Genomic DNA, 18,980 nt, shown 5'->3' with positions numbered 1-18,980 from the left:
TTTTCAGCCCAGCCCTGATTCCGGTGCGGCCTCCGCCCGCCGCCGCCGGATCGCCTCGGCGATGAACACCCGCGACAGGGCGTGATAAAGCGGCTCGTGCGAGATCAGCCGCGCCGTGCCGTAGCCCAGCATCGAAGCCAGCATCAGGCCGATGACATTGTCGTGATTGCCGGTCATTTCGAGGATGATGACGAAAGCCGTCATCGGCGCTTGCACGACGCCGGCGAAATAGCCCGCCATGCCGAGCAGGGCCGCGACGCCCGCGCTGCTCCCGAACATCAGGCCGAGCGAGCTGCCGATGCCGGCGCCGACCGCCAGCGAGGGCGCGAAGATGCCGCCGGGAATGCCTGAGATCATCGACAGCAGGCCGGCCGCGAATTTCTCGGCAAAGAAGAACCAGGGCAGCGGCGTGCCTTCGACCGCGCTGCGCGCCTGCGCGTAGCCGGTGCCGAAGGTCAGCCCGCCGGAGGCGATACCGATCACCGCGACCGCCAGTCCGCAGATCGCGGCCACCAGCAGCGCGCGCCACAGCGGCTGCAGCGCGTTCCAGCGTCGGATACGCCGCGTCGCCTTCAACGCCAGCAACGAGAACAAGGCGCCAAAGCCGCCGCCGATGACGCCGCAGGCGATCACCAGCGGCCAGTCGACGGCAAACGAGATCGTCTCCTTGGACACGCCGAAATACGTGTAGTTGCCGAGCACGCCGAGCGAGGCGAGGCCGGCCAGGATGACCGCCGTCAGCACCAGCCCGTTGGTGCGCGCCTCATAGGTGCGGCCCATTTCCTCGATGGCGAAGACGATGCCGGCGAGCGGGGTGTTGAACGCCGCCGCGATGCCCGCCGCCGAGCCGGCCAGGATCAGGCCGCGCGCCTGCGCCATGCCGCCCCAGCGCGCCGCCTGCAGCATCAGCGACGCGCCGACCTGCACGGTCGGTCCCTCGCGGCCGATCGAAGCGCCGCAGAACAGGCCGACGATGGTGAGCGCGATCTTGCCCACCACCAGCCTGAGCGACAGGATATGGCTGCGGTCGTCATCGTCGCGCAGGTGGCGGGCGGCGATCGCCTGCGGAATGCCGCTGCCTTGCGAGCCCGGGAAGAAGGCGTGCGCCAGCCAGGCGCACAGGACAAAGCCGAACGGCGTGATCGCCAGCGGCAGATAGAAAGGCCAGCCGCCGTCATTGCCGATCACGACATGAAACAGCGCCTGCGCCTTGTCGGCCAGCACGGCAAAGAGCACGCTGATCAGGCCGATCGAGATCGCACCGGCCCAGAACACCAGACGTGGCTGCCAGACGCGGCGCGAGGCCCACATGGCGCGCGAACGCCGCAGCATGGGGTGTTTTCGCGATTGGCCGGCCATGTCTGCCCTCGGGGGGAAAACCCAGCCCTAACACAGGCATGACGCCGATCAAGTGTGAGTCTGCCGATCGGACGGGATCAAAAAGCCCACCGTCGCGGTTGTGTCCCTTTGAACAAGGAGCCCGCAGTCATGAGCTATGTCAGATTCGCCGCGATGATCCTGGTTTCCATGGTCCTCATGTACGGGCTCATGTACCTGAACACCTATGCGCTGGATCATGTTTTCTTCAGCCAGACCCGGGTGTGGATGGCCATCGTGATGGGCGCCGCCATGGCCATCGTCATGATCGGCTTCATGTGGGGGATGTACGAGAGCGTGGCCGCGAATGTCGGCATCGTCATCGGCGGCATGCTGGTATTCGCTGGTGCCTTGTGGCTGGTCAGGAGCCAGGAAACCGTGAGCGACGTCTCCTACGTGAAGGCCATGATCCCCCACCACTCGATCGCGATCATGACCAGCGAACGCGCCCATATCCGCGACCCGGAGGTGCGAAAGCTGGCGGACGGCATCATCGACGCCCAGGTGCGCGAGATCACGCAAATGAAGCGTCTGATCGCGCGGCTCGACGCCAATCCCGTAGCGGCCGGCGCTCCCGACCTGCCGTCCTACCGAGCCCTCGGGGCCGCGCCGCCACCGCCGGAAACCGACCAGAGCACCGGGATCGATACGCTCTCCATCGACAGGTAGGCGCGGGGATGGACGCGCGGAATATGGAAGCCGCTCGTCCCGCCGGCCTCCAAGCCGGCGGGAACATCCTTGCGGGATCGTCACATGGCCATTTTTTCACATTCGGCCTGGGCCTTCTTGGTCGAGGTGTCGATCATGTAGGCTTTGCCCTTGGCGTCGGTCATCATCATCATGCAGTGCTTGATCGGCTTGGCCATCTTCATCATGTCGGCGCCCATCTTCGCGTCCGGCGTCATGGTGCCCATATGCCCGTCGGGCATGATCGCCGTCACTTGTCCGCCTTTCATCATGCTCATGGTGCCCATCGCGTCCTCGGCAAACGCCTGCGAGGCGCAAAGCGCGGCGACGCCGGCAACGACGGCGAGCTTGATCGATTTCATCCTGCATACTCCCATTCTGTAGGGGCACAGTTGCCCCATTCAGGGTTCGAACGCGCGATGGGGATCGTTACGCCAACACGACTAAGTGATCGCCGCCAACGACATCGCGTCCACCGGCGGCGATCGTCCTTCACGGGGACGGTGGCGATCGGGACACCGACGGCGGACCCCGGTTTGGCGTGCACCGCATGACTTCGTGCTCAACCTGTGCTATGCGCCGCGCTTCATATCGGGCCGATGGATGAAATCGGCCGCAAACCGCTTATATCAGTGGAACCATGACCCTTTCGCTTGATCTTACCGCCGAAGGCGCCCGCGACGCTTTGCGCGGCCGGGCCGTGACGGCCGAAAAACCCTCGCTGATCGGCCTGACGCGAGCCGAGCTCGCCGCCGCTCTTGTCGAATCCGGCACCGTGCCGGAGCGCCAGGCAAAGATGCGCGCCCAGCAGCTCTGGCACTGGATGTATGTGCGTGGCGTTTCCGACTTCGCCGGCATGTTCAACATCTCCAAGGATCTGCGCGCCGAACTCGACAAGCATTTCACCGTCGCCCGGCCCGAGATCGTCGAGGAGCAGATTTCCGCCGACGGCACGCGAAAGTGGCTGTTCCGCTTTCCGCCCCGCGGCGCCGGCCGGCCGGTCGAGATCGAGACCGTCTATATCCCCGAGGAAGGCCGTGGCACGCTGTGCATCTCCTCGCAGGTCGGCTGCACGCTGACCTGTTCGTTCTGCCACACCGGCACGCAGAAGTTGGTGCGCAACCTGACCGCGGAAGAAATCCTGGCGCAGTTGCTCACCGCGCGCGACCGGCTCGGCGACTTCCCCGACCGCGACACGCCGGATGGCGCCATCGTGCCGGCCGAGGGCCGGAAAGTGTCCAACATCGTGATGATGGGCATGGGCGAGCCGCTCTATAATTTCGAGGCGGTGAAGAAGGCGCTGCTGATCGCCTCCGACGGCGACGGCCTGTCCCTGTCGAAGCGTCGCATCACGCTGTCGACCTCCGGCGTCGTGCCCGAGATTTTCCGCACCGGCGAGGAGATCGGCGTCATGCTGGCGATCTCGCTGCATGCGACCAATGACGATCTGCGCGACCTTCTGGTACCGATCAACAAGAAGTATCCGCTGAAGGAGCTGATCGCCGCCTGCCGCGCCTATCCCGGCCTCTCCAACGCCAAGCGCATCACCTTCGAATACGTGATGCTGAAGGACGTCAACGATTCCATCGAGGACGCCAAGGGGCTGATCAAGCTGCTCAAGGGGATTCCGGCCAAGATAAACCTGATCCCGTTCAACCCGTGGCCGGGCACCAACTACCAGTGCTCGGACTGGGAGACGATCGAGAAGTTCGCCGACTACATCAACAATGCCGGCTATGCCTCGCCGATCCGCACGCCGCGCGGCCGCGACATCCTGGCCGCCTGCGGCCAGCTGAAGTCGGAATCGGAACGCATGCGCAAGGTCGACCGGCTGGCGCTGGAAGCCATGATGATCGCGGGGCACGGCGAGGTGTGAGCCGCGATCTGCCCTGGAGCCGCATCGCTTTCGGTTTCTTTGGCTATCTTGCCGCCGTCCTGATTGCGGTCAACGTTACCGTGTTCGCGATTCTGGCGCCGAGCGCCCTGCCGGACAATGGGGCGTGGGGATCATTCTATGCCGATAAGCGCGATCTTGGACTCATGTACGCGTCGGGCTTCATGATTACGCCACCGACGGCATTGCCCGGTTTTCTATTGACGCTGTTCGTTGCGCGCCGGACAAGCTGGGTCGGATGGCTGCCATTCGCGTGCGCCGGCACGCTTAATGCCGTTCTTGCACTGGCGATCTTCGACATCGTCCTACAAGTGCCCGACCACGTCCCACTGAAGACGCCTCTGTTGGCAATGCCTCTCATGCTACCCTGCCTGATTGGTGGTTTCGCTGGCGGCATCGCTTACTGGGCAGTGGTCAGACGCTCCCTTCCAAGCAACGCAGAGTTTTTTTGGCCATGAACCGCCTCTTCGTCTGCTCGAAACGTATCACCGTGATCGCAGTCGGCTACCTCGCCGCCGTGCTCACCTCGATCCTGGTGCCGGTGCTGCTGATCGTTCTTCTGGCCGGGATCGAGGACGGCAACTGGTCGATCATTTTCACATTCGACTGGCTGGCCTCCTTTCCGCTCGCCGTGTTGACCGTGGCGATCTGCGCGCTGCTGATCGTCGGCCCGGCGATCTTCGTCGCCGAACGGCTGGCGCTGCGAGGATGGTTCTACTTCGCCGTCACGGGCGCGGTCACGTCGATCGCCTTCGGTGTTTTTGTGCCGGGCTCCGCCGGAGGCTTCGTTTTCAATCCGGGCTTCCTGGGTTTTCTGGCCGCCGCCGGCATTGCCGCCGGCTGGGTCTACTGGCTTCTGGCCGGACGCAGCTCGGGTCGTCTCACGGGCCGTGACCCCAGATGAACCGTCTCGTCGCCTATATCGTGCGCTTCGCCATCATCCTGTTCGGTTATGCCATCGCCTCGCTGGCCGCCAGCGCCTTCCTCAACATCCTGTTCCTGGCCTCGCTCGGCTACGCGCCGGCGCAAGCGCATCCGGCGGCAACGGCATCGCTCTATTTTTCAATTCCCTTCGTCGCCCTGTTCGTCGCCTATTTCGGCTTCATGCCGGCGGCGATCATCATCCTGATTGCCGAAATCCTCGGCCGGCGCGACTGGTTGTTCTACGCGCTCGCCGGCGCGGTTGTAGCGGGGGTTTTCCTCGGCCTCGTCGACAATGTCCGCGATTCCCCTTTCGCGGTCACCGAAGCCAGCGCCATCATGGCGGTGCTCGGTGGCGGCATGGTCGGTGGGATCTTCTATTGGCTTGCCGCCGGGCGCTGGGCTGGAAGCTGGTGGAAGGTTTCTACTTCGCCTGGGCCGTCAGGATCTTGAGCGCGAACGCCGAGAACACGCCGGCGAAGAGATAGTCGACCACCCGCGTCACACGGGGGCTGGCTTTCATTGCCGCCGAGAATTTTTCCGCCGCCAGCACCATCGGCACCGTCACCGGGATCGACAGCACGATGAACATGGAGCCGAGGAAGAACAGCTTCCCCGGCGCGTTCGGATCGTGCGCGGAGACGAATTGCGGCAGGAAGGTCATGAAGAACAGGATGATCTTCGGGTTGAGCAAATTGACGCCGAGCCCCGCCGCCCAGCTGCGCAACAGGGAAATTTGCGGACCGGTCTTCTTTTCCGGCGAGAAAGCCGAGCCCTTGGCGATCGCCTGCCAGGCGAGGAAGACGAGATAGCCGGCGCCAAAGATCTTCAGCACGAAAAAAGCCATCGGCGAGGCGACGATCAGCGCCGAGACGCCGACCACCACCAGCGTGGTGTGGATCAGCGTGCCGCACAGCGCGCCGGCCATCGAGGCAAAGCCGGTGGCGCGGCCCTGGCTCAGCGTGCGCGACACGAACAGCGTCATGTCGGGGCCTGGCGTGATCGCCAGGATCACGGTGGCGATGGCGAACTGGATCAGCGTGGTGGTGTCGGGAATGAAGGACATGGCAAGCCCCGGGGGAACGCGTCGGCTATACAGGACCCGTCTCGCCGGCGCCAGATGGGGCCAGCGCTTCCTCCCAAGGAGTTGGAGCGGTTCGGCCAGTTTCGCCAGCTTACATTTCGCAGCTTACAGGCGGCGTTCCTGAGCGCCTGGTGACCGGCGGCATGGCCCCGGGATCGGTCCTCCCGATCAAGCCCGGCGTCGCACTGCCGCGCTGGATCAGCAACCTTGCGCCGCATGCGCTTGCTCGCCTTGCCGTTCCTGCTAAAAGGCGCTCCGACAATCCGTGACGCCTTGCCTCAGGCGTCCGCTTTTCCACGGAGCAGAAATGTCCAAGATCAAAGACGTCAAGAAGGTCGTGCTCGCCTATTCCGGCGGCCTCGACACATCCATCATCCTTAAATGGCTGCAGACCGAACTCGGCGCCGAAGTCGTCACCTTCACCGCCGACCTCGGCCAGGGCGGCGAGCTGGAGCCGGCGCGCCGCAAGGCCGAGATGATGGGCATCAAGGACATCCGCGTCGTCGACGTACGCGAGGAATTCGTCGCCGACTTCGTCTTCCCGATGTTCCGCGCCAACACCGTCTACGAAGGCACCTATCTCCTGGGCACCTCGATCGCGCGGCCGCTGATCTCCAAGCACCTGGTCGAGATCGCCAGGGAAACCGGCGCCGACGCCATCGCGCATGGCGCCACCGGCAAGGGCAACGACCAGGTCCGTTTCGAGCTTTCGGCCTATGCGCTCAACCCCGACATCAAGGTCATCGCGCCGTGGCGCGACTGGTCGTTCAAATCGCGCACCGACCTGATGAACTTCGCCGAACAGCACCAGATCCCGGTGCCGAAGGACAAGAGGGGCGACGCACCGTTCTCCGTCGACGCAAATCTGCTGCACTCGTCCTCCGAGGGCAAGGTGCTGGAAGACCCATGGAGCGAGCCGCCGGAATTCGTGCACCAGCGCACCGTGTCGCCGATGGACGCGCCGGATGCCGTCACCGAGATCGAGATCGAATTCCTGAAGGGCGACCCGGTCGCGCTCAACGGCAAGAAGCTGTCGCCGGCCACCATGCTGGCGGCGCTCAACGATCTCGGCCGCGACAATGGCGTAGGCCGGCTCGACCTGGTCGAGAACCGTTTCGTCGGCATGAAATCGCGAGGCGTGTATGAAACGCCGGGCGGCACCATCCTGATCGTGGCCCATCGCGCCATCGAATCGATCACGCTCGACCGGGGTGCCGCGCACCTCAAGGACGAGTTCATGCCGCGCTACGCGGAGCTCATCTACAACGGCTTCTGGTTCTCGCCCGAGCGCCTGATGCTGCAGGCGATGATCGACAAGAGCCAGGAAGACGTCGAAGGCACGGTGCGGCTGAAGCTCTACAAGGGCAATGTCATGGTCACCGGCCGCAAATCTGGGAAGACGCTCTATTCCGACGCGCTGGTCACCTTCGAGGACGACCGTGGCGCCTATGACCAGAAGGACGCCGCCGGCTTCATCCGCCTCAATGCGCTGAGGCTGCGGACATTGGCCGCGCGCAACCGCAACAGCTAGACGGAATGCGCTGTCTCGGTCGATGCCTGGTGCCGCTGCTCTTTCTGGCGGCGCCGGTCATGGCTGGGGACTTCGACCCCGCCTCCGTCGACCTTGCCGCCCTCATCGAATGCAGGGCCGATCTGCCGGCGTATAATGGTCTTGCCCTCTGGCTGGGCGGTGAGCCGGACGCGGCGCAGACCCTTGGCTGGAAGGAGGTCGCTTCCGGCAATCCCTTCCTGCGGCAGTATCGATTGCCGGTCCCGGTCCATGTCTTCGGGCGCGAGACCGCGACGATCGTCTTTACCGCGACAGGGCCGATGGCCGTGCTTGATGGCATCGCAGCGCCCGACCTCGCCCGCCAGCTCGACGTCCCGGCGACGGTCTCGACGCCGGACAAGTTCCTCGGCGAGAAGGTCATGGCCGAAAGCAGCGAGGATGCCGGCGCCGTGAGCCTTGCCACGCGCATCACGCTCAACGTCTCGACCGTCGAGTCCCACCCCGGCAGGACGCTGGCCGGCTGCTCCTATGCGCTCGACGTGAAATGAAAAACCCGGCGCGGAGCCGGGTTTTTCGTTCAATGGCCGTGCGGTTCGATCAATCGGCGTCGATCGCGGTGGCGATGCGGGCGATGGCCTGCTGATAGACGCTTGCGGAATTCCAGCCGGCGATCGCGCCCATATTCGACTGCGCGCTGGCGCCAGCCCGCCAGCCGTGACCCTTGAGGAAGTTGGCGGTGGAGGCCAAAGCTGTGGCCTTGTCGCGCAGGTTTCCGCTGCCGACCGCATACTTCAAGACATTTCCGGGCAGGAACTGCGTGTGGCCGATCTCGCCATGCATGGCGCCGACCGACGAGGCGGTCAACGCTCCGCGATCAACCAGCTTCAGGGCCGCGATGGCATGCGGATGGAAATAGTCGGGACGGCGGCAATCATAGGCAAGCGTCACAATGGCGGAGACCGTGTTCTGGTTACCCATGGAAGCACCGAAGCCGGTTTCCATGCCCCAGATGGCGAGCAGCACGCCCGGCGACACGCCGTAGTTGGCTTCGATCTGGGCGAACAGCGCCGCGTTCGACTTCTTCAGCGAACGGCCCTTGGAGATGATCGCCGACCCGCCGCGGCGTTTCATGAAATCGTCCACCGAGCCGCTGAAGGCCTTGTGGATGGCGCGGTCGGCGGAGATCGTCCTTGTTGCGTAGGTCGCGCCGGCCAGAGCAGCCAGACCCCTTGACCCGACACCTTCGGACTTGGCCTCGGCGGCGAAGTCCTGTTTCCAGGCGTCGAAGCCGGCGCCGGTCTTGCCGCAGCTGGCCGCCGCTTGCGCGCCGGTTGCCAGCCCGAGCACCGCCACCACCGCCGCCGCTAAAATCCTACCCTTGGCACGAAATGCCATGTTGTTCTCCTGGTTGCCTGATTCACGTCCCGTTTACGAATTTGCCAGCGAAACGCGCATTTGTCACCGTCTGTGGCGCGATGCTGGCGAATGCCGGGGAATTTGCCTACGATCAAGTGATTATTATGGCGAGTGTCAGGCATGAAAGACGCTGATGCCGCCCATGGACCGGGGCAGGCGCGCCTGGACCGGCGAAGCAAAATAGTCGCGATGGACCGCGGAACACCGGCCGGTGGTTCGCGTTTGGGCACGGGCCGCCATGATCCCTTCCTATGAATCATGCATCCCTTTCAGATGAATCATGCATCCCTTCTGACGAATTGAGACCGAGATGAAACTTTTCGACTGCCCGCATTGCGGCCACCGTCTCTATTTCGAGAATGCCCAGTGCCTGAACTGCAGCAGTCTCGTGCTCTATGATCCCGAGGGCGCGCGCTTTGTCTTGTCCGGCGTCGACGGCGCGATCCAGTGCACCAATGCCGACGAATGCGCCTGCAACTGGATGGCCGAGCCGGGGCAGGTCTTCTGCCGTGCCTGCGTGCTGAACCAGCTGATCCCCGATCTCTCGGTCGACGGCAATCGCCGCCGCTGGATTCGCGTCGAGGCGGCGAAGAAGCGCGCCATCTATTCGCTGCTCGCCTTCGGCCTGCCGGTGGCGCCCAAGCAGAGCCCGACGGACGAGATCGGGCTGGCCTTCGACTTCCTCGCCGATCCGATCGGCGGCGGCCCGGGCGGCGAACGGATTCTCACTGGTCACGACAACGGCCTGATCACGTTGAACGTCGCCGAAGCCGATTCAGCCGAGCGCGAAAAACGTCGCGTCCAGATGGGTGAGAATTACCGCACGCTGCTCGGCCATTTCCGCCACGAGCTCGGCCACTATTACTGGGACCGCCTGATCCGCGACGATCCGCAAAGGCTGGAAGCGTTCCGCGCCTTGTTCGGCGACGAGCGTGCCGACTACGAACAGGCGCTGAAGGCCTACTACGCCAATGGCGCGGCGCCCGATTGGCAGCAAGACCACATCTCGGCCTACGCCACCTCGCATCCGTGGGAGGACTGGGCCGAGACCTGGGCCCACCACCTGCACATTACCGACACGCTGGAGATGGTCCATGCGCTGAACTTCCCGCTCGGCCGGCTGGAGACGGTGGAGACGAACGAACTGCCGCGGGGCGATACCGGGGGCGAGCCGCAGGCAGCACCCTCGGAGCCCGCCAACACACCCGAGCCCTTCGACAAGATCCTTGCCCGCTGGCTGGTGCTGTCGGAAGCCTCCAATTCGATCAACCGCTGCATGGGCCTACCCGACCTCTACCCCTTCGTCATTTCGGACGCGACCGCGCGGAAACTGGCGTTCGTACACGATCTTCTGACCGGCTTGCCGATGGAGGCCGGAACAAATCGTGAGTTGGCTCGCGCATTTTAGCCGGAACGCATGCGCTGCTGTCCCGTTGTCACCGCCGAGGGACTGTGAAACGGAGAGAACCCATGAAATCCTTATTGTTTCCCGCAATAGCCGGGATGCTGACCGCAATGTCGGGCGCGGCATTGGCCGATACCGCTGTCTCGGCAGTCACCGATCTCAACGTGCGTGCCGGTCCCGGCCCGCAATATCCTGTCATTGGCGTTCTCGCCGCAGGCCAGTCGGCGACGCTCAACGGCTGCATCGAAAACAGCAAATGGTGCACCATCGCCGAAGCTGGCGGCCAGGGCTGGGTCTATTCCGACTACGTCACCGCCGATTTCGGCGGCAGCCGCGTGGTGCTGACGCAGCGCCGCTCCGCCGTTGCCGTGGTCTCGCCGCCGGACGACATCGGCAACTATTCGACCGACTATACCGGTGCGATCATTTCCAGCGATCCGGTGGTTGGCGACTTTCCAGCGCCGCCGGCCGCGGTACGGACCTATGTCGACACCCATCGCCTCGACCCCGTCTATCTCGACGGCGAGGTGGTCACCGGCGCGACCCTGCCCGATACGGTCGAGCTGCGCGAAATTCCTGACTACAACTACCGCTATGTCTATGTGAACGGCCAGCGGGCGCTGATCGATCCGCAGACACGGCGCATCATGTACGTCCTGCGTTGACGCGATGCCGGCGGTCGCCGAAGCGGCCGCCGGCGAAACCTGGATTGGCGACCGCGGCAGGCTGGCCCGCGCCTGCGTTCCGTGGCAATCGGAGTGCGCGTATTCCTGCTGAAATCGATCCGGTTCCCGAAGCCATCAGCTGGATTAAGCAGCGATGGATTGGGATCGAGGACAAGCGTGACGATCGACGACACTGCCTTCGAGCGCTATCGCAACACGCCGAACGCCAGGACGACCTTGCCGCGCCTGTTGCTGGGAACGCTGATCGTCGTCCTGTTCTGGGGCGCCACCACCGCGGCCGTGCTGTTCGGTGGCACCCATGTTTACCTCACCTGGCAGGGGGCGGCGGCTTCGCCATACGGCATTGAAGGCTTTCTCGCCTCGCCCATTGGCATCCTCTGCGCGCTCGCCTCTTTCGCGGGGATCTGGATCGGCCTGTGGATCGTGATGCGCTGGGTGCATGGCGAGCCGCTGTCGGCGCTGCTTGGCGCCGGCCGCCGCGTAGCGCGACCGGACTTCCTCAAGGGGCTGATCGCGGTGCTGATCACGTCGGCCTTGTCCGAAATCCTGCTCTATCTGCTGGAGCCCGGCATTGCGCGCGGCACGATCAGCCTGTCGTCATGGCTGCTGTTCGCGATCCCAATCGCCACGCTCACCTTGCTGCAGACTTCGTCGGAGGAGGTGCTGTTTCGCGGCTATCTGCTGCGTGGCCTGGCCAATCGGTTCAGAAGCCCGTGCGTCTGGGCGCTGCTGCCCGGCCTGCTGTTCACCTCGCTGCACTGGAGCGGCGGTTCGTCGGCCGCCATCAACGCCAGCGTGCTGGTGTCGATCGCTGCCTTCGCGCTGCTTCTGAGCCTCGTGGTCTACGCCACCGGCAATCTCGGCGCGGCACTTGGCGCCCATCTTGGCAACAACCTCACCGGCTTCCTGCTGATCTCGCATCAGGAGAGCTACAATTCCTTCGCCTTGTTCACTGCAAAGCCGCTCGAAGGGCCGGGCTGGATGATATCGGATGCGATCCTCATTGCGCTCATCGGTATTGCCTGCAGCCTGCTGACGATTGTCTTGCTGCTGCATCCGCGCTCGCCGCTGAAGGTCACGGCCGAGGTTCCAAACGCCGTGGGTGCTGCCTGATCGCTGCCCGGAAAACATCGCAACACCGGCCTTGCCTTGACTCTCGCGCCAAATTCCTGTCTACAGCCCACCAATTCCGCGACGAGTATCCCTCCGAGCAAGCCGACCAGGATGCCGAAACCTCTTTGAGGCCGAGTGCTGTAAACAGATCCTGGAGGCCAACACCCGGCAGCGCTGTGCGCCCCCGGGTGCTTTTTGGTTTTGGGCTTTTGCTTGGACTGGCTTTTGCTTGGAGACTGGGCGCGAACGCATTACCTCTCGGGCACCATCCGGTGCCAGGGAAAAGGAAAACGAATGTTTGAATCGCTGCAGGAGCGTCTTGGCTCCATCCTGAACGGCCTGACCGGCCGCGGCGCGCTGTCGGAGGCTGATGTCTCGGCAGCGCTGCGCGAGGTGCGCCGTGCGCTGCTCGAGGCCGACGTGGCGTTGGAAGTGGTGCGATCCTTCACCGACAAGGTGCGCGAGAAGGCCGTCGGCGCCGCGGTGCTGAAGTCGATCAAGCCGGGGCAGATGGTCGTCAAGATCGTCCATGACGAGCTGGTCGACATGCTCGGCGCCGAGGGTGTCGCCATCGACCTCAACGCACCGGCCCCGGTCGTCATCATGATGGTCGGCCTGCAGGGCTCCGGCAAGACCACCACGTCGGCCAAGATCGCCAAGCGGCTGACCGAGCGGCAGAACAAGAAGGTCCTGATGGCCTCGCTCGACACGCGGCGTCCGGCCGCGCAGGAGCAGCTGCGCCAGCTCGGCGAGCAGGTCAAGGTGGCGACGCTGCCTGTTATCGCAGGCCAGAACCCGGTCGATATCGCCAAGCGCGCCGTGCAGGCGGCCAAGCTCGGCGGCCATGACGTCGTCATCCTCGACACCGCCGGCCGCACCCATATCGACGAGCCGCTGATGGTCGAGATGGCCGACATCAAGAAGGTGTCGAGCCCGCACGAGATCCTGCTGGTCGCCGATTCGCTGACCGGCCAGGACGCCGTCAACCTGGCGAAAAGCTTCGACGAGCGCGTCGGTATCACCGGCCTGGTCCTGACCCGCATGGACGGCGACGGCCGTGGCGGTGCCGCGCTGTCGATGCGCGCCGTCACCGGCAAGCCGATCAAGCTGATCGGCACCGGCGAAAAGATGGACGGGCTGGAGGAATTCCACCCCAAGCGGATCGCCGACCGCATCCTGGGCATGGGCGACATCGTCTCGCTCGTCGAAAAAGCCGCCGAGAACATCGATGCCGAGCAGGCGGCGGCGATGGCCAAGAAGATGCAGTCGGGCAAGTTCGACCTGAACGACCTCGCCCAGCAGCTTCAGCAGATGTCGAAGATGGGCGGCATGGGCGGCATCATGGGCATGATGCCCGGCATGGGCAAGATGAAGGACCAGATGGCCGCCGCCGGCCTCGACGACAAGATGTTCGGCCGCCAGCTCGCGATCATCTCCTCGATGACCAAGGCCGAGCGCGCCAATCCCGACATTCTAAAGCACTCGCGCAAGAAGCGCATCGCCGCCGGCTCCGGCACCGATGCCGCCGAGATCAACAAGCTCCTGAAGATGCATCGCGGCATGGCCGACATGATGAAGGCGATGGGCGGCAAGGGCAAAGGCGGCGGCCTGATGCGCGGCATGATGGGTGGCCTTGCCTCCAAGATGGGCCTTGGTGGTTTGGGGGGCGGCATGATGCCCGGCGGCATGGGCGGCATGCCCGATCTGTCGAAGATGGACCCCAAGCAGCTCGAAGCCTTGCAGAAGCAGGCGCAGGCCGCCGGCCTCGGCGGCATGAAGGGCCTGTCCGGCGGTCTTCCCGGCGGCGGCTTGCCCGGCCTGCCCGGCGGCATGAAGCTTCCCGGCCTTGGCGGCGGTGGCGGCCTGCCCGGTCTCGGCAAGAAAAAGTGAGGACGCTATGAACGAAGAAAAGGACATGGCCGACGCCCGCACCATCCTGGCCGGCTACCGCGCCTCGATCGACAACATCGACGCGGCCCTCATCCACATGCTCGCCGAGCGCTTCCGCTGCACCAAGGCGGTTGGCGTGCTGAAGGCCGAGCATGGCCTGCCGCCGGCCGACCCGGCGCGCGAGCAGCAGCAGATCGCCCGCCTGCGCCAGCTGGCGCATGACGCGCATCTCGACCCGGATTTCGCGGAGAAATTCCTCAACTTCGTCGTCCGCGAAGTGATCCGGCACCACGAACAGATCGCCGCTGCCAACGGCGTGACGAAAACGGGTTGAAAAAACCCTGACTTATCAAACGAAATCAGAGCTTTTAGGAGAAAAGAAATGGCACTGAAGATCAGACTGGCCCGTGCGGGCTCGAAGAAGCGTCCTTACTACCACGTCGTCGTCGCCGACGCCCGTTCGCCTCGCGACGGCCGGTTCATCGAGTCGCTCGGCTCGTGGAACCCGCTGCTGCCGAAGGACGGCGAGCGCATCAAGGTCGACGCCGACCGCGTCAAGCATTGGCTGTCGCACGGCGCCCAGCCGACCGACCGCGTGCTGCGCTTCCTCGATGAGGCCGGCCTTGCCAAGCGCGAAGCCCGCTCCAACCCGAAGAAGGCCGAGCCCGGCAAGAAGGCGCAGGAACGCGCCGCCCTGCTGAAGAAGGCCCAGGAAGACGCCGCTGCCGCCGTCGCCTCGGCCGCTGCCGCACCGGCCGAAGCGGAAGCCGCTACCGCCGAGTAATCGCGTCCTATTCCTTGCGGGAACAAAACGGCGGGTCCAAAGCCCGCCGTTTTGCTCTTCATGTTGGACTGAGGCCGATCAATAACCGCTTGGGCAGCGATCGACATAGACCCGACCATGGCGATCGCGGTACCGGCATTGGCCGCTTTCGCTGGCATGGCCGATCAGCGCGCCGGCCACGGCGCCGACCGCACCGCCGACAACAGCGCCCTGCACCGGATCTCCGGCCACGGCCGCGCCAACCGCAGCACCGCCCAGGCCGCCCACGGCAGCCCCTTTTTCCGTTTGCGAACATGCACCCAGTGCCGTCGTCAGCACCAGAATGGTCAGTATTTTCTTCATTTGTCGTTCCTCTCACACGCGGATCGCCGTCTCGCCGCCAAGTGCTTAACTCTCAGACGGCTAATTTGATCCCGAAGAGAACGAAGATCGCGACGCCGCTCGCCCAGACAAATCGCGTCGGCGGTGTTTCCACCCGGTGGCGTGCAGGTGAAGTCGACGCTGTTCTTGGCTCGGAACGGGCTATCGGCTGAACGGGATCAGCGCACGAACCCTGGGGTCGCGCAGATAGAGGCCGCCCCATAGGATGATGCCGAGATAGACGCCGAACAGCATGTGCGAGAACAGCGGATTGCCGATGCGCGCATTGGTGGCGATGGCGCCGCCCATATAGGCGGTGAGCAGGAGGGCGCCGAGCACGGAGGTGCGCGGCAGCGCGTAGAGCGCGGTCGAGACCAGGCCGATGACGCCCAGCATGCGCGCGACGTTGGGATCGGCTGGCCACCCAAGCGGCACCATCGTCTGGGTGACCACGTCGAGCGGCGGCAGCTTGATGGCGCCGTCGAAGATCATGAACAGGACGATGAGGCCGCTGAGCGCGCGGCCGGTCCACAGGGCGCCAGCCGAGACGGGCGCGGTTTGAGAAATGCTCATTGGGTGTCCCTCCTGATGGTCAGCCCCTTTTTCGGTGGGGTCGAACCAAGGACGTTCCATGAGGCGTCGATCCGACAAATGTTCGGATTCTTGACGGTGCGGCGTTACGAAAGATAGAACTTTTTGGCCGACAGCATCTTTGGCGGCGTCTCGCCCAAGGCTTCGAACACCGAGATTTCGCAGACCCGGCACAGGCCGTCGAGCGCGAGGTCGTTGGCTTCGGTGCCAAACGGGTCCTCGAGCTCTTCCGAAAGCGCGTCGAGGCCGAAGAAGGTGTAGGCGATCAGCGCCGTGAACAATGGCGTCGCCCAGCCGGTGGTCGAGATCAGGCCGATCGGCAGCAGCAGGCACACGATATAGGCCGTGCGGTGCACCAGCAGCGTGTAGGCGAAGGGCAAGGGCGTGCCGGCGATCCGTTCGCAGCCGGCCTGGATGGCGGTGATTGACGCCAGCCTCTCATCCAGAATGCGGAAGCCGATCGTGTCGAGGTCGCCAGCCCGGCGCCGCGCATTGGCACGGCGGCCCATGCGCCTGACCATCTCGTCCGCTGGATTGGCGAAACTAGCGGCCGTCCCGGCTTCAGCCTCGATGAAGGCATGGACCTCCTTGACGCTGTCGATCTTGCGCAACTGGCCGCGCAGAAAATGACAGAAGGCCAGCGCTTCCATCAGCAGGGCGCGCTGCTCGGCCCGATCGGGAATGAGGCTTGTCGTGGCGCGGGCCAGATTGCGGATTTCGAAGACCAGCGCGCCCCACAGTTTGCGCGCCTCCCACCAGCGATCATAGGCGGCGTTGTTGCGAAACGACAGATAGATCGACAAGGTCACGCCCACCAGTCCGAAAGGCGTGATGTTGAAGACCCCGAGATCGAGCTGGAACCGGCGCGCCACGACGAGGATGACCGCCGAATAGATCGCGAAGCCGAAAATCTGCGGCAGGATGCGTGGCACCACCGAACCGCGCATGATGAAGAACAGCTGCAGGAAGGTGGGGCGCGGACGAACGATCATTCGGGAGCCTTTCACGGACCGGCGCCGGCCCTCAGCTCCTGTATTGTGCGATGCGGCCGTCATGCAAGCCCGGCCGCCGACGACATTGCCATGTCGTCCGTGTGTCGACTACCGGTGTGTGCTGTTTGCGGATATTGAGAAGCTGCTGCCGTCCCGATGCAGGCGAGAAAAAAAATGACGGGCGAGACCGAGCTGAGCACTCTGTTGGCGTCGATGACGCCGGAACTGCGCGATGGCATCTATGTCTTCGCCACCCTGGCGCCTGGCGTTCCACAGCCCGAGGGCCTCGAACCGGTCATGGCGTTTCGGGAGCGCGAAGGCACGACGCTGATCGTGACGGAGGAAGCCGCCCGGAGCACGGAACTGACCGCCTCGTTCCGCTGCCGGATGATCACGCTGAACGTCCACTCATCGCTGGAAGCCGTCGGCTTCCTCGCCGCCATCACCGCGCGCCTCGCCGCCGCCGGCATGGGCGTCAATCCGGTCTCGGGTTTTTACCACGACCATCTGTTCGTGCCGGCTGGGCGGGCGGAGGAGGCGATGGCGATGCTGCGCGAACTGAGTGTGGATAGTGCGAGTTGAAATCGGCGCAAAGCGGCTAATCTCATGAGTCGCAGCGCCAAAATGGACAGGCCAGCGCCGCCCCTCATCCCCCTGCCGGGACCTTCTCCCCGTATAGTGACGGGGAGAAGAGGGCTAACGGCCGGAGGCCGGGCCCGCGACAGCGGGCCGCCGGTCGTCCGGCGCCCTCGCGGAGGGCCAGCCGCGGCAGCGGCGATACGGCCCGTGAGCGAAGATTATGCCGCCTTCTTCTTCGGCTGGATAAGGCCGCGCTCGACCAGGAGCTCGGCGATCTGCACGGCGTTCAGCGCCGCGCCCTTGCGCAGATTGTCGGAGACGATCCACATCGACAGGCCGTTGTCGATGGTCGAATCCTCGCGGATGCGCGAGATGAAGGTGGCGTCCTCGCCGGCCGATTCCAGCGGCGTGATGTAGCCGCCATCCTCGCGCTTGTCCAAGACCTGGCAGCCCGGGGCGTCCCGGAGAATCTCCCGCGCCTCATCGGCGGTGATCGGCTTCTCGAACTCGATGTTGACCGCTTCCGAATGGCCGATGAACACCGGCACGCGCACGCAGGTCGCCGTCAGCTTGATCTTGGGATCGAGCATCTTCTTGGTCTCGGCGACCATCTTCCATTCTTCCTTGGTAAAACCGTCATCGAGGAAGACGTCGATATGCGGGATGACGTTGAAGGCGATGCGCTTGGTGAACTTCTTGACGTCGACGCTGTCGGCGACGAACACCGCGCGCGTCTGCGTGAACAGCTCGTCCATGCCTTCCTTGCCGGCGCCGGATACCGACTGGTAGGTGGCGACGACGACGCGCTTGATGGTGGCGAAATCATGCAGCGGCTTCAGCGCCACGACGAGCTGCGCCGTCGAGCAATTCGGGTTGGCGATGATGTTCTTGCGTGTGAACAGCGAGATCGCGTCCGGGTTAACCTCGGGCACGATCAGCGGCACGTCCTGGTCGTAACGGAAGGCCGACGAATTATCGATGACGACGCAGCCCTGCTTGCCGATCTTCGGCGACCATTCCTTGGAGACATTGCCGCCGGCCGACATGATGCAGATGTCAGTGTCGGAAAAATCATATTGGTCGAGCGGCCTGACCTTCAGCGTGCGGTCGCCGAACGACACTTCCGTGCCCATGCTGCGCCGCGAGGCGAGCGCCACGACTTCGCTCACTGGAAAGCCGCGCTCTTCCAGGATGTTGAGCATTTCCCGGCCCACATTGCCCGTGGCGCCGACTATCGCAACCTTGAAACTCATAAAAATCTCCTGTCCCTCTCCGCTTGGTTTTTGGAGAAAACCCGCCGGCCAAGTGCGGGTTCCGTCCCCCGGGCCGGACCCGGGAGAGGGTGGTTAGGCCAAGGGAATCACACCGTTTTGGTGGTGGTTTTGGTGGTTTTCCTGGCCAAGAATGGGGTTTTGCCGGAACGAGGCGACGCAGCGACGCGCCCGGCCCAATGGTTCGCATTGAGGCTCGGGGCATCGAATGCAAGAAGAGCCATCAAAAGGCCGCGCATCGAAAAACGATCCCGTTCGAAGCGGGCTTTTACGCGGTTTGCGGCAGGAGTCAATTGGCGGCACGCCGCATAGCCTTCATGGCACCCTGTACAAGAAGGGCGGCAGGAAGTACGAACGGCCAAGATTGTTTGGCTGGCGCCGCCAGCCCCCGGCATGTGCTCCATGATGAGCGCAGAACCC

General features: G+C 64.3%; 22 protein-coding genes. 14 read left to right on the top strand and 8 right to left on the bottom strand.

What is annotated here, in order from left to right; translation table 11 throughout:
* Window positions 1-3: 3 nt before the first annotated feature.
* The gene (locus tag FJ527_RS09750; RefSeq protein WP_140822900.1) at window positions 4-1,359 is read right to left on the bottom strand and encodes a chloride channel protein; all 1,356 of its coding nucleotides are present in this window, start codon (window positions 1,357-1,359) and stop codon (window positions 4-6) included.
* Window positions 1,360-1,488: 129 nt separating this feature from the next.
* On the opposite strand from FJ527_RS09750, the gene FJ527_RS09745 reads away from it, so the two are divergent.
* Window positions 1,489-2,046, top strand: a complete 558-nt coding sequence (locus FJ527_RS09745) for a DUF305 domain-containing protein (RefSeq protein WP_140822898.1) — start codon at window positions 1,489-1,491, stop codon at window positions 2,044-2,046.
* An 80-nt stretch (window positions 2,047-2,126) separates the two neighbouring features.
* Here FJ527_RS09745 and FJ527_RS09740 read toward each other — a convergent pair whose 3' ends face one another.
* A complete protein-coding gene (locus tag FJ527_RS09740; RefSeq protein WP_140822896.1) occupies window positions 2,127-2,426 on the bottom strand; it encodes a hypothetical protein in 300 nt (99 codons plus the stop codon).
* 278 nt (window positions 2,427-2,704) lie between these two features.
* On the opposite strand from FJ527_RS09740, the gene rlmN reads away from it, so the two are divergent.
* From rlmN to FJ527_RS09720, 4 genes are read left to right on the top strand one after another with little or no spacing between them, the layout of a single operon-like run.
* Window positions 2,705-3,940, top strand: a complete 1,236-nt coding sequence (gene rlmN / locus FJ527_RS09735) for a 23S rRNA (adenine(2503)-C(2))-methyltransferase RlmN (protein ID WP_140822894.1) — start codon at window positions 2,705-2,707, stop codon at window positions 3,938-3,940.
* The gene (locus FJ527_RS09730) at window positions 3,937-4,416 is read left to right on the top strand and encodes a hypothetical protein (RefSeq protein ID WP_140822892.1); all 480 of its coding nucleotides are present in this window, start codon (window positions 3,937-3,939) and stop codon (window positions 4,414-4,416) included. The genes rlmN and FJ527_RS09730 overlap by 4 nt, the downstream gene beginning before the upstream one ends.
* Entirely contained in the window at window positions 4,413-4,862 is a 450-nt protein-coding gene (locus tag FJ527_RS09725; protein ID WP_140822890.1) for a hypothetical protein, read from the top strand. Before FJ527_RS09730 ends, FJ527_RS09725 begins: the two co-directional genes overlap by 4 nt.
* Complete coding sequence (locus FJ527_RS09720) at window positions 4,859-5,332, top strand: hypothetical protein (protein WP_140822888.1); 474 nt, start codon at window positions 4,859-4,861, stop codon at window positions 5,330-5,332. The genes FJ527_RS09725 and FJ527_RS09720 overlap by 4 nt, the downstream gene beginning before the upstream one ends.
* On the opposite strand, the gene FJ527_RS09715 is transcribed toward FJ527_RS09720, so the two are convergent.
* Entirely contained in the window at window positions 5,304-5,945 is a 642-nt protein-coding gene (locus FJ527_RS09715; protein ID WP_140703788.1) for a LysE family translocator, read from the bottom strand. The two genes, FJ527_RS09720 and FJ527_RS09715, sit on opposite strands and share 29 nt — an antisense overlap.
* A 325-nt stretch (window positions 5,946-6,270) precedes the next feature.
* Here FJ527_RS09715 and FJ527_RS09710 point away from each other — a divergent pair, with 325 nt between their 5' ends.
* Window positions 6,271-7,494, top strand: a complete 1,224-nt coding sequence (locus FJ527_RS09710) for an argininosuccinate synthase (RefSeq protein WP_140618254.1) — start codon at window positions 6,271-6,273, stop codon at window positions 7,492-7,494.
* A 5-nt stretch (window positions 7,495-7,499) separates the two neighbouring features.
* Entirely contained in the window at window positions 7,500-8,021 is a 522-nt protein-coding gene (locus FJ527_RS09705) for a hypothetical protein (protein ID WP_140822886.1), read from the top strand.
* A 49-nt stretch (window positions 8,022-8,070) separates the two neighbouring features.
* Here FJ527_RS09705 and FJ527_RS09700 read toward each other — a convergent pair whose 3' ends face one another.
* The gene (locus FJ527_RS09700; RefSeq protein WP_140822884.1) at window positions 8,071-8,868 is read right to left on the bottom strand and encodes a lytic transglycosylase domain-containing protein; all 798 of its coding nucleotides are present in this window, start codon (window positions 8,866-8,868) and stop codon (window positions 8,071-8,073) included.
* A gap of 331 nt (window positions 8,869-9,199) precedes the next feature.
* Between FJ527_RS09700 and FJ527_RS09695 the strand changes: the two genes are divergently transcribed.
* The 6 genes from FJ527_RS09695 (at window position 9,200) to rpsP (ending at window position 14,767) form a co-directional block, all read left to right on the top strand.
* A complete protein-coding gene (locus FJ527_RS09695; protein ID WP_140618257.1) occupies window positions 9,200-10,297 on the top strand; it encodes a putative zinc-binding metallopeptidase in 1,098 nt (365 codons plus the stop codon).
* 62 nt (window positions 10,298-10,359) lie between these two features.
* Window positions 10,360-10,959 carry a DUF1236 domain-containing protein gene (locus tag FJ527_RS09690; RefSeq protein ID WP_140822882.1) on the top strand — a complete coding sequence of 200 codons (600 nt, stop codon included), beginning with the start codon at window positions 10,360-10,362 and terminating at the stop codon, window positions 10,957-10,959.
* Between the two features lie 177 nt (window positions 10,960-11,136).
* Window positions 11,137-12,093 (top strand): type II CAAX endopeptidase family protein, encoded by a 957-nt coding sequence (locus FJ527_RS09685; protein WP_140822880.1) that lies wholly within the window; start codon window positions 11,137-11,139, stop codon window positions 12,091-12,093.
* A gap of 294 nt (window positions 12,094-12,387) precedes the next feature.
* Window positions 12,388-13,983: a signal recognition particle protein gene (gene ffh, locus FJ527_RS09680; RefSeq protein WP_140822878.1), complete on the top strand. Its 1,596-nt coding sequence runs from the start codon at window positions 12,388-12,390 to the stop codon at window positions 13,981-13,983.
* A gap of 7 nt (window positions 13,984-13,990) precedes the next feature.
* A complete protein-coding gene (locus FJ527_RS09675; RefSeq protein ID WP_015314959.1) occupies window positions 13,991-14,317 on the top strand; it encodes a chorismate mutase in 327 nt (108 codons plus the stop codon).
* Window positions 14,318-14,365: 48 nt separating this feature from the next.
* Window positions 14,366-14,767, top strand: coding sequence for a 30S ribosomal protein S16 (gene rpsP / locus FJ527_RS09670; protein WP_023774471.1), 402 nt, complete (start codon window positions 14,366-14,368; stop codon window positions 14,765-14,767).
* Window positions 14,768-14,845: 78 nt separating this feature from the next.
* On the opposite strand, the gene FJ527_RS09665 is transcribed toward rpsP, so the two are convergent.
* The 3 genes from FJ527_RS09665 to FJ527_RS09655 all read right to left on the bottom strand — a co-directional run bounded on the left by FJ527_RS09665 (window position 14,846) and on the right by FJ527_RS09655 (window position 16,710).
* The gene (locus tag FJ527_RS09665; protein WP_015314961.1) at window positions 14,846-15,109 is read right to left on the bottom strand and encodes a YMGG-like glycine zipper-containing protein; all 264 of its coding nucleotides are present in this window, start codon (window positions 15,107-15,109) and stop codon (window positions 14,846-14,848) included.
* A gap of 180 nt (window positions 15,110-15,289) precedes the next feature.
* Window positions 15,290-15,700 (bottom strand): DoxX family protein, encoded by a 411-nt coding sequence (locus tag FJ527_RS09660; RefSeq protein ID WP_140618262.1) that lies wholly within the window; start codon window positions 15,698-15,700, stop codon window positions 15,290-15,292.
* 104 nt (window positions 15,701-15,804) lie between these two features.
* Entirely contained in the window at window positions 15,805-16,710 is a 906-nt protein-coding gene (locus FJ527_RS09655) for a bestrophin family ion channel (protein ID WP_140822876.1), read from the bottom strand.
* A 174-nt stretch (window positions 16,711-16,884) separates the two neighbouring features.
* On the opposite strand from FJ527_RS09655, the gene FJ527_RS09650 reads away from it, so the two are divergent.
* Window positions 16,885-17,292, top strand: a complete 408-nt coding sequence (locus FJ527_RS09650) for an ACT domain-containing protein (protein WP_140822874.1) — start codon at window positions 16,885-16,887, stop codon at window positions 17,290-17,292.
* A gap of 215 nt (window positions 17,293-17,507) precedes the next feature.
* Here the strand turns inward: FJ527_RS09650 and FJ527_RS09645 are convergent, their stop codons facing one another.
* A complete protein-coding gene (locus tag FJ527_RS09645; RefSeq protein ID WP_015314966.1) occupies window positions 17,508-18,542 on the bottom strand; it encodes an aspartate-semialdehyde dehydrogenase in 1,035 nt (344 codons plus the stop codon).
* Window positions 18,543-18,980: the final 438 nt, after the last annotated feature.

Origin of the sequence: Mesorhizobium sp. B2-4-18 (assembly GCF_006441385.1) — a bacterium.
In the GTDB taxonomy this organism is placed as follows: Bacteria; Pseudomonadota; Alphaproteobacteria; order Rhizobiales; family Rhizobiaceae; genus Mesorhizobium; species Mesorhizobium australicum.
Note: the sequence above shows the minus strand (reverse complement) of the source record. Positions and strands in the feature narration are given on the sequence as shown.